The organism is Mycobacterium sp. IDUB_28 (assembly GCF_055419285.1).
This window is the reverse complement of record NZ_JBVAXK010000009.1, coordinates 262,974-272,381: the sequence shown is the minus strand read 5'-3', so window position 1 is coordinate 272,381 and position 9,408 is coordinate 262,974. Positions and strand designations below refer to the sequence as shown.

Annotated in this window: 10 protein-coding genes; 6 read left to right on the top strand and 4 right to left on the bottom strand. The window is 69.0% G+C overall.

All coding sequences use genetic code 11. From position 1 onward, the window contains the following. From ACZYZ9_RS20045 to ACZYZ9_RS20035, 3 genes are all read left to right on the top strand, one after another. A partial coding sequence (locus ACZYZ9_RS20045) for a sensor domain-containing protein (RefSeq protein ID WP_463828011.1) occupies positions 1 to 1,061 on the top strand: 1,061 nt, incomplete at its 5' end. Between the two features lie 3 nt (positions 1,062 to 1,064). Beyond that, positions 1,065 to 1,832 (top strand): class I SAM-dependent methyltransferase, encoded by a 768-nt coding sequence (locus ACZYZ9_RS20040; RefSeq protein WP_463828010.1) that lies wholly within the window; start codon positions 1,065 to 1,067, stop codon positions 1,830 to 1,832. A gap of 45 nt (positions 1,833 to 1,877) precedes the next feature. Beyond that, positions 1,878 to 3,353: an aldehyde dehydrogenase gene (locus ACZYZ9_RS20035; protein ID WP_463828009.1), complete on the top strand. Its 1,476-nt coding sequence runs from the start codon at positions 1,878 to 1,880 to the stop codon at positions 3,351 to 3,353. Positions 3,354 to 3,442: 89 nt separating this feature from the next. Here the strand turns inward: ACZYZ9_RS20035 and ACZYZ9_RS20030 are convergent, their stop codons facing one another. Then, positions 3,443 to 4,228, bottom strand: a complete 786-nt coding sequence (locus tag ACZYZ9_RS20030) for a crotonase/enoyl-CoA hydratase family protein (protein ID WP_463828008.1) — start codon at positions 4,226 to 4,228, stop codon at positions 3,443 to 3,445. Between the two features lie 198 nt (positions 4,229 to 4,426). Here ACZYZ9_RS20030 and ACZYZ9_RS20025 point away from each other — a divergent pair, with 198 nt between their 5' ends. Continuing rightward, a complete protein-coding gene (locus tag ACZYZ9_RS20025; protein WP_463828031.1) occupies positions 4,427 to 4,588 on the top strand; it encodes a hypothetical protein in 162 nt (53 codons plus the stop codon). After that, entirely contained in the window at positions 4,585 to 5,226 is a 642-nt protein-coding gene (locus tag ACZYZ9_RS20020) for a TetR/AcrR family transcriptional regulator (RefSeq protein ID WP_463828007.1), read from the top strand. Before ACZYZ9_RS20025 ends, ACZYZ9_RS20020 begins: the two co-directional genes overlap by 4 nt. On the opposite strand, the gene ACZYZ9_RS20015 is transcribed toward ACZYZ9_RS20020, so the two are convergent. Both ACZYZ9_RS20015 and ACZYZ9_RS20010 read right to left on the bottom strand, forming a co-directional pair. After that, complete coding sequence (locus ACZYZ9_RS20015; protein WP_463828006.1) at positions 5,227 to 5,523, bottom strand: hypothetical protein; 297 nt, start codon at positions 5,521 to 5,523, stop codon at positions 5,227 to 5,229. After that, positions 5,520 to 7,013: a class I adenylate-forming enzyme family protein gene (locus tag ACZYZ9_RS20010; RefSeq protein ID WP_463828005.1), complete on the bottom strand. Its 1,494-nt coding sequence runs from the start codon at positions 7,011 to 7,013 to the stop codon at positions 5,520 to 5,522. Before ACZYZ9_RS20010 ends, ACZYZ9_RS20015 begins: the two co-directional genes overlap by 4 nt. Before the next feature lie 193 nt (positions 7,014 to 7,206). On the opposite strand from ACZYZ9_RS20010, the gene ACZYZ9_RS20005 reads away from it, so the two are divergent. After that, positions 7,207 to 8,577 (top strand): PP2C family protein-serine/threonine phosphatase, encoded by a 1,371-nt coding sequence (locus ACZYZ9_RS20005; RefSeq protein WP_463828004.1) that lies wholly within the window; start codon positions 7,207 to 7,209, stop codon positions 8,575 to 8,577. A 6-nt stretch (positions 8,578 to 8,583) separates the two neighbouring features. Here the strand turns inward: ACZYZ9_RS20005 and ACZYZ9_RS20000 are convergent, their stop codons facing one another. Then, positions 8,584 to 9,360, bottom strand: coding sequence for a crotonase/enoyl-CoA hydratase family protein (locus ACZYZ9_RS20000; protein WP_463828003.1), 777 nt, complete (start codon positions 9,358 to 9,360; stop codon positions 8,584 to 8,586). Positions 9,361 to 9,408: the final 48 nt, after the last annotated feature.

Here is a 9,408-nt window from a genome sequence, read left to right as displayed (position 1 = left end):
ACGGCCTGCCCGCCCAACTCGACGCCGTGGTGGCCAAAGGGATGGCCAAAAACCCCGACGACCGCTACGACACCACCCGAGAGCTCACCTTGGCGGCCCGCGCGGCGATCACCGGACCGCTGGCCCGGCCGCAACCGGCCCCCAGCCGGCCCGAACCCCCGAATCCGCGGCCGATGCAGTCCGGGCCGATCCCGTCCGGGCCCGGTTACCAACCGCCGCGCCCGGCCTACCCACCACCGCCGCAGCAGCACACCCCGCCGCCGTATGCGCCCAACCCCGCCCAGTTCCAGCCGGCCCCGTTCACCGGCGGGTACGGCGGTCCGCCGCCTTTCCCGTCGGCCCAGCGCAGCAGCAACCGCACCTGGGTGTGGGTGGCGGTGGCGGCCGCTGTGGTGGTGGTGGTGATCGTCGGCGTCATCGGCGTCGCGGTGGGCACCGGTTCCGATGACACCGCAGCCTCCTCCGGCACCTCGTCGACCACGACCACGACCACCACCGCCCCGCTGGTCGCCCCCGGGGCGCTGGACGGGCTGCTGCTCACCCCCGACGCCGTCAGCAAAGCGATGTCCACTACCGGCATGACCTCCTCCGCCGGGCACCACGCGATCACCAACAACCCGTACCAGGTGACCCCCGTCGAATGCCGGTTCGTCGACACGGTGGAGGCCGACGCCTTCGCCGGAAGCGGCATGACCGACTCGGTCGAGGAGCAGGTATCGGAGAAACCCACCTATCACTGGGTGGACCAGGCCGCAGCGCGCTTCCCCTCCGCCCAGGCCGCAGCCGCATACGTCACCGCGGCGCAAGCCAAGTGGCAGGCCTGCGCCTCGAAGAGTTACACGGTCACCAAGCCGTCCGGCGAAGCCAAGCCCTGGTCGGCGGGACCGGTGTCCAGCATCAACGGCACCCTGCGGGTCACGGTCACCGGCGGCAACTGGCGCTGCCAGCAGGCTCTGACCGCCGTCAACAACATCGTCGCCAACGTCCAGGCATGCAACGCGAACCTGACCGACGAGGGCGTCCGCATCGCCGAGCAGATCGCGGCGAAGGTGCCGAAGTAACGGGTGGCCGTCACCGACGCCTTCGCTCGGCGGGCCACCCTGCGCCGCTCGGTGCGACTGCTGCGGGAGTTCCGCTACGAGCAGAGCGACCCGGCCCGCTTCTACGGCGCCCTGGCCGCCGACACCGCCGCGATGGTCGGCGACCTGTGGCGCTCCTGGTGCGGGGACGACCTCGCCGGCGCCACGCTGCTCGACGTGGGTGGCGGACCCGGATACTTCGCGGCGGCCTTCGCCGGCGCCGGGGTGCGCTACATCGGCGTCGAACCCGACCCCGCCGAGATGCACGCGGCGGGACCGGCTTTCCAGCGCAGCACCGGCACCTTCGTGCGCGCGTCGGGCATGGCGCTGCCGTTCGCCGACGACTCGGTCGACATCTGCCTGTCGTCCAACGTCGCCGAGCATGTGCCGCGGCCCTGGCAACTCGGCAACGAGATGCTGCGGGTGACCCGGCCGGGTGGACTGGTGGTGCTGTCCTACACCGTGTGGCTGGGCCCGTTCGGCGGTCACGAGATGGGCCTGACCCATTACCTCGGCGGCGCCCGGGCCGCCGCCCGATACGCCCGCAAACACGGCCATCCGGCCAAGAACAACTACGGGTCGTCGTTATTCGCGGTGTCCGCCGCCGACGGCCTGCAGTGGGCGGCCGACACCGGCGCGGCCGTCGCGACTTTCCCGCGCTACCACCCACGATGGGCCTGGTGGGTGACATCGGTACCGGTGTTGCGGGAGTTCGTCGCGAGCAATCTGGTGCTGGTCCTCCGAGCGCACTAATGGAACATGTTCTCGTTTTGCGCCGTCTTGGGTATGGTGGCGACTGTGACCAACGCGACAACCGCTACGACGGAGTACGACAAGCTTTTCATCGGGGGCAAGTGGACCGAGCCGGCGACCGCTGAAGTGATCGAGGTGCACTGCCCGGCCACCGGCGAGTACGTCGGCAAGGTGCCATTGGCGACGGCGGCCGACGTCGACGCCGCAGTCGCCGCGGCCCGCGCGGCCTTCGACAACGGCCCGTGGCCCACCACCCCGCCGCAGGAACGCGCGGCCGTCATCGCCAAGGCGCAGCAACTGCTCGAGGAGCGCAAGGAGTTGTTCGCCAAGCTCCTTGCCGACGAGACGGGTCAGCCGCCGATGACCATCGAGACCATGCACTGGATGGGGTCGATGGGCGCGATGAGTTTCTTCGCCGGCCCGGCCGCCGACCAGGTCACGTGGCGGGAGGTGCGGACCGGCTCCTACGGGCAGACCATCGTGCACCGCGAGCCGATCGGCGTGGTCGCCGCCATCGTGGCGTGGAATGTGCCGCTGTTCCTGGCGATCAACAAGCTGGGCCCGGCGCTGCTGGCCGGCTGCACCGTGGTGCTCAAGCCGGCCGCCGAAACGCCGCTGACCGCCAATGCCCTGGCGGAGGTGTTCGCCGACGCCGGCCTGCCCGAAGGCGTGCTGTCGGTGGTACCCGGCGGCGTCGAAACCGGTCAGGCGCTCACCTCCAACCCCGACGTGGACCTGTTCACCTTCACCGGCAGCTCGGCCGTCGGCAAGGAGATCGGCAAGCGCGCCGCGGACCTGCTCAAGCCGTGCACGCTGGAATTGGGCGGGAAGTCGGCGGCCATCGTCCTGGAGGACGTCGACCTGGCCGCTGCCGTCCCGATGATGGTCTTCTCCGGAATCATGAACACCGGTCAGGCCTGCGTGGGACAGACCCGGATCCTGGCGCCCCGCTCGCGTTACGACGAGATCGTCGACGCGGTCAGCAACTTTGTGCAGGCCCTGCCCGTCGGCCCGCCATCGGACCCGACCGCGCAGATCGGCTCGCTGATCTCGGAGAAGCAGCGCGCCCGGGTGGAGAGCTACATCGCCAAGGGCAAGGAAGAGGGCGCCCGGCTGGTGTGCGGCGGTGGCCGTCCGGAAGGTCTGGACAACGGATTCTTCGTGCAGCCGACAGTTTTCGCCGACGTCGACAACAAGATGACGATCGCCCAGGAGGAGATCTTCGGGCCGGTGCTGAGCATCATTCCCTACGACACCGAAGACGACGCGGTCAAGATCGCCAACGACTCGGTGTACGGACTGGCCGGCAGTGTGTGGACGTCGGACATCCCCAAGGGCATCGAGATCTCGGAGAAGATTCGCACCGGCACCTACGCCATCAACTGGTACGCCTTCGACCCCTGCTGTCCCTTCGGCGGGTACAAGAACTCCGGCATCGGCCGGGAGAACGGGCCCGAGGGCGTCGAGCACTTCACCCAGCAGAAGAGCGTGCTGATGCCAATGGGGTACACGGTCGAATAACCGGGCGTATTGCGCCGAGTGTGAACTACGCTGCGCGACAGGCCGAATGGACGTCGTGAGGTTCACGGTCGGCGGTATCAGACGTTCCGCTAGCCACCCTGAAAACGCGCCTCGCGGCGCTCGATGAACGACTGCACACCCTCGGCGGCGTCCGCGCTGGCGAACAGTTCGGTGACGGCTGGACGCAGGCGTTCGATCGCGGCGCCCTCCCCCTGGGCCCGGGCCAGGTGCGCAGAGGCAAGGGTTGCCCGCACCCCCAGCGGCGCCGCGCGCTCGGCGATGGTCTGGGCGATCTCGCGAGCCCGGGTCAGCGCGGCCGCGGCGTCGTCGGCAACCTCCTGAACCAGCCCGATGCGGTGTGCCTCGGCGGCGTCGAACTCGTCGCCGGTGAGCAACCAGCGCATTGCATTGCCCCAGCCGGCATCCCGGGGCAACCGGATGGTCGCACCGCCGAACGGGTAGATGCCGCGCTGAACTTCCAGCTGCGTGAAGCGGGTGCCGGCCGCGGCGATGCGGATGTCGGCGGCCAGCAACAGTTCGATGCCCAGGGTCATGCACCAACCGTGTGCGGCGGCGACCAGCGGCGTGGTCCAAGGGCCGTCCAGCCGCCACGGGTCGCGACCGTCCGGGGGCATGGGCGACTCTCCCGCCGCAATCCCGGGGCCGACGTCGACGAGGTCCAGACCGGCGGTGAAATGGTCGCCGTGCGCGAACAGCACCCCGGCGCGCAACTCGTCGTCGGATTCCAGCAGCGCATAGGCGCGGGACAGGTCGGCCAGCATCACCCGGTCGAAGGAGTTGCGCTTGTGCGGGCGGTTCAGGCCGATCAGCAGCACATGGCCGTCGCGCTCGAGGGACACCGTGTCGTTCGTCATGGGGCCAGTGAAACGCAGTCCGTCGAATTATGCAAGACAGCATAATTTCGAGACCACAAGTAATGCGATCACTCTGCCTGGTACTCGGCGGTGGTGGGGTAAACCCAGGCCTGCTCGGTACTTAGCTGGCTTAGCTTGCCTCCCTGACACGTGTCTTATATGCTCACTCACATAGTCATGGGCCGGTGGACCCGGTCCATGGCTGCACCACCCAAGCCGGGAGAAGTCATGTGGATCATCGAACTCAACGTCGCCGGCTACCGGTTCACCCGCGAAGTCCCTGACCCGCGCCGCCGGCAGTTCCGGGTCAGCCCCCGGGCGCTGCACTGGCCGGCAGTCCGGCACTCGCGCGCCGCATGACCCGTACCGAGGAGCAGACCGCAACGGATCCGCAGCCCGCCAAACGGGGCGGCACCCGGAACAACATGCTGGTCAGTGCCGCACAGGTGATGCGCGAGCGTGGCGCCGCCGGAGTGACCATCGATGCGGTGCTGGCCCGCAGCGGTGCCCCGCGCGGCTCGGTGTACTACCACTTCCCCCAGGGCCGCAATCAGTTGCTGACCGAGGCGTTGCGGTACGCGGGCGACACCATCACCGCGACCATCTACCGCGCCGTCGACCGGGGCGGCCGGGCGCTGCTGCGCGAGTTCGTCGAGTTATGGGAAAACCTGTTGACCGAGGGTGATTTCCACGCCGGCTGCCCGGTGGTGGCTGCCGCGATCGGCTCGGCCGACGATGAACTGCACCTCGCCGACGAGGCCGGCGAGATCATGGGCCGCTGGTGCACCGCGCTGACGCGCGCCTTCGTGACCGACGGCTTCGACGACAACGACGCGGCCTCGCTGGCCGTGACGTCCATCTCCGCACTCGAAGGCGCCATCGTGCTGTGCCGCTCGACGCGCAGCGTCGCACCGCTGCGCGAGGTCGGCGGCCAGCTGGCATTCCTGGTCAAGGCACGGGAATTCGTCCGCCGTAACGGGCTGGCCGAGCGACCGTAGTCAGTCGCTGGCGGGCAGCGGCTTGACCTCTTTGAGCGACAGCTTCGTCTCACCCACGCTGAGGCTGCCCTTGCCGGGCTTGGTCACCAGGACTTCGGCGCCCGTCTCGTCGACGTAGCGCTTGCCCATCACACTGCCGTCGGCAAAGGCGGGGTCGATCTCGCCCGAGCGCTCGGCGCCCATCTCCACCATCGGCGCTCCGCCGCAGCGCAGGTCGTCGAGGCTGTCGGCGCTGCGGACGACGATGATTTGGGTGTCGCACACCTGGCTGGCCAGGCGGGTTCCGTTCTTGATCATGATTGCATCCCTGCTAGGTGTTCGATGATCTCCCGGCGAAGCACTTTGCCGGTGGCGGTGGTTGGCAGCTCGTCGCGAAACACTACTCGGTCCGGAGTGCGCGACCCCCGCAAACTCTTTCGGACAAATTCACGCAGTTCCTCGGGGTCGGGATCGACATCGTCACGCGGCACCACCACGGCGACGATCGCCTGGCCCCACTGCGCATCCTCGACACCGACCACCGCCACGTCACGCACGTGCGGATGCTCGATCAGCACCTCTTCCAACTCGGCCGGCGCGATGTTCTCGCCGCCGCGGATGATGGTGTCGTCGCTACGGCCGCCGATGAACAGGAATCCCTCTTCGTCGAGGGTGGCGATGTCCTTGGTCGGGAACCAGCCGTTCTCATCGAGCACCGAACCGATGCCGGTGTAGCGTCCGGACACCTGCTCGCCGCGCACGAACAGCTCGCCGGTCTGCCCGGGTCCCAGCACGGTGCCGGCTTCGTCGCGGATCTCCACCTCGATGCCCGGCACCGGCCGGCCCACCGAACCCAGCCGCTTCACCGCGGCGGCATCCGCGGCCGCCAGTGCCGCACGGTGGTCGTCGGGGGTGAGCACCGCAATCGTCGAACTGGTCTCGGTCAGGCCGTAGGCGTTGACGAATCCGACGTCCGGCAACAGCTCGAGGGCGCGGCGGACCAGCGGCAGGCCCACCTTGGAACCGCCGTAAGCCAGGTTGCGCAACGCGGGCAGCTTGTGGTCACCGGCCTCCAGCACCGTCACGATGCGGTCCAGCATGGTGGGCACCACGGTTGCGGTGGTGACCTGTTCCGCGTTGGCCAGCCGTACCCACTCGTGGGCGTCGAAGTTGGGCAGATACACCATCTTGCGGCCGGCGTACAGGTTGGACAGCGCCGCCCCGACCCCGGCGACGTGGTAGGGCGGCACGCAGATCAGCGCGGCGTCGTCCGGCCCGGCCGACTCGAATTCCACCGTGCCGGTGACGTAGCTGGTCAGGTTGTTGTGGGTGAGTTCGACGGCCTTGGGCGCCGACGTGGTGCCCGAGGTGAACAGCACGATCGCCACCGAGTCCGGGTCGGGGAACTCCGCTGCCGGTTCGGCGGTACGGGCCGCGGTCAGGAACTCCTCGGACGACACCACCCGGCGATCGCCGCCGCCGAGTGCGTCCCGGTAGCGTTCGTCGACGACCACCAACGGGTCCGGCAGGCGGTCGAGCAGGGCGCCGATCCCCTCGGCCGACAATCGGTAATTGATCGGCGTGAAGGTCAGACCCGCACGCGCGCTCGCGAAGATCAGGATCGGCAGCAGCGCCCCGCCGGTCCCGACGTAGGCGACGTGCCGGGCGCCCGAGGCCGCGATCACCCCCGCCCCGCCGTCGGCGAGGTCGCTGAGTTCCCGGGTGCTCAGCCGCAGTTCCTCGGAGATGACAGCCGTGCGGTCAGGGTTGCTCGACGCAGCCATCTCGAGAAGCAACGAAACGCTCATCCGCGATCCTTCTGGGAACCCTGCCCTTTACAAATTCTGCCGACAGTGTAACCCATCGCGGGGCCGGTCCCGCCCGCCGGGGCGGGCCGCCGCTTAGCTGCGCCGCAGCCCCGCGCGCATACATCCGTAGAATTCCGGGCAACCAGAGAGTAGCTGCGCCACACCGAGTCCACCGATCCCGAATGCGCATCCCATGCCCCCGATCACCTCGAAAGCCACTGCGGCCGAATCGGCGCGGGTGCGCGCCGTCGAGCGCTACCGACTGCTGGATTCGGCGCATGACCAGGTTCTCTCGCGGGTGGTGCGGCTGGCCGCGGAGTTCTGTTCGGCGCCGATGGCCGTCGTCTCGATCGTCGGGCGCGACCGCATCCGGTTCGTGGCCAGTCACGGGTTCGACGTGGACCTGCCCACCGTCAGCCGCAACGACGGCCTGTTCGGGTCGGCGGTCCTGAGCGACGCACCCCACGTCGTGCGGGATGTGCGCGCCGACCCCGGGACCCGGGACAACAGCTTGGTGACCGAACACCGCATCGGCTGCTATGCGGGCGCACCGATCGTGACCAGCGACGGGCATCGGCTGGGGGCGGTGGCCGTCCTGGACAACGACCCGTGCACCGCGACCGACGCTCAACTGGCCACCCTGACCGATCTCGCCGCCATCGTCGCCGAGCAGTTGGACCTGCGGGTTTCGGCACGCACCGCGCTGCGCGCGGAACGACAGCTGCGCGGCGTGGCCGAGGACGACCGCGACGAGGCCCGGCGCGACCGCGACGACGCGCAGTCAGACCGCGACGAGGCGGTGCGCGACCGCAATATCGCCGAGCACGATCGTGACCTGATCGCCCAGTACGCCACGGTGCTGCAGCGCACGCTGCTGCCGCCCTCGTTGCCTTACATCGACGGCCTGACCGTGGCCTCGCACTACCATCCGGCCTCTTCGCGTCAGGTGGGCGGCGACTTCTACGACGTATTCGCGGTCGGGAGCAACCGGTGGGCGTTCTTCATCGGCGACGTCGAAGGCCACGGCGCGGAGGCCGCGGTGGTGACGTCGCTGATCCGCTACACGCTGCGATCCGCCGCGCTGCACTACGACAACCCCATCGATGTGCTCGTCGAACTCAACTCGGTATTGCTGCGCGAGGTGGAACCGCGCCGATTCTGCACAGTGCTGTTCGGGATCCTGGAGCCGAGCAGCGACGGCCCCGGGTTCGGGGTCACCATCGCCACCGGCGGTCATCACCCGGCGCTGCTGGCTGACGCCGCCAGCGGCACCGTCGAGCAGATCCGCCCCAGCCACGGCATGCTGGTGGGCCTCATCCCGGGTGCGTCATTCGACGCGTGCAGCCTGCGCTTGCTGCCGGGTCAGACGCTGATTTGCTACACCGACGGCATCGTGGAGTCGCGGCGCGCCGAGATCACGTTCGACGAGGACAGGCTGGCCGCATTCGTCACCGAACGCACCACCCTGGGGGCCGCCGCGCTGATCGACGACCTCGTCGCGTTGATACCCAAGCTCAGTCCCGACGACGACATCGCGCTGCTGGCGCTGGGCATCGCCCGGTAGCCGGCCTCAGGTGCCGGTCCAGCGCGCCGGGCGCTTCTCGGCGAACGCGATCGCACCTTCCTTGGCGTCGTTGGAGGCGAACACCGGGCCCAGGATCTTGGTCTGTTCGGCGAACATGGTGTCGCAGCTCCAGCCCCGGGACTCGACGATGATCTTCTTACTGGCCGCAACCGCCAGCGGGCCGTTGGCGGCGATCTTGCCGGCCAGCTCGAGAGCGACATCCAGCGCCTTACCCGGTTCGGCCAACGCGGTGACCAGACCGATCTGGTGTGCGCGCTCGGCGGACAGGTTGTCCCCGGTGAGCGCCAACTCCATCGCGATGGCGTACGGGATGCGTTCGGGCAGCCGCAGCAATCCCCCGCCGCCGGCCACCAGGCCGCGCTTGACCTCCGGGATGCCGAATGCCGAATCCTTTGCTGCCACAATCAGATCCGTGGCCAGCGCCAGCTCGGTGCCGCCAGCCAGTGCATAGCCCTCGACCGCCGCGATCAACGGCTTGTCCGGTGGACGCTCGGTGAAGCCCATCCCGCGGCCCTCGACGATGGGCAGTTCACCGCGGGCGAACGCCTTGAGGTCCATGCCCGCGCAGAACGAGCCACCGGCTCCGGTCAGGATGGCCACCGACAGCCCGGCGTCTCCGTCGAGACGGTCCATGGCGTCGGCCAGACCGTGGGCCACCGCGGAATTGACGGCGTTCTTGGCCCGGGGGCGATTGATGGTGATGATCAGGATGCGGTCGCGTTGTTCGACCAGAACTTCGGGTTCGTTAGCTTCGTCGCTCACAGTCCAGATGGTAGCTGTCGGGCCGCGTGACGAACCGCCCGGTGCGTG

Coding starts and splice junctions, on each gene's coding strand:
- ACZYZ9_RS20020 (WP_463828007.1), top strand. CDS start 4,585: ATGACCCGTACCGAGGAGCAGACCGCAACGGATCCGCAGCCCGCCAAA.
- ACZYZ9_RS20005 (WP_463828004.1), top strand. CDS start 7,207: ATGCCCCCGATCACCTCGAAAGCCACTGCGGCCGAATCGGCGCGGGTG.
- ACZYZ9_RS20025 (WP_463828031.1), top strand. CDS start 4,427: ATGGCTGCACCACCCAAGCCGGGAGAAGTCATGTGGATCATCGAACTC.
- ACZYZ9_RS20015 (WP_463828006.1), bottom strand. CDS start 5,523: ATGATCAAGAACGGAACCCGCCTGGCCAGCCAGGTGTGCGACACCCAA.
- ACZYZ9_RS20010 (WP_463828005.1), bottom strand. CDS start 7,013: ATGAGCGTTTCGTTGCTTCTCGAGATGGCTGCGTCGAGCAACCCTGAC.
- ACZYZ9_RS20030 (WP_463828008.1), bottom strand. CDS start 4,228: ATGACGAACGACACGGTGTCCCTCGAGCGCGACGGCCATGTGCTGCTG.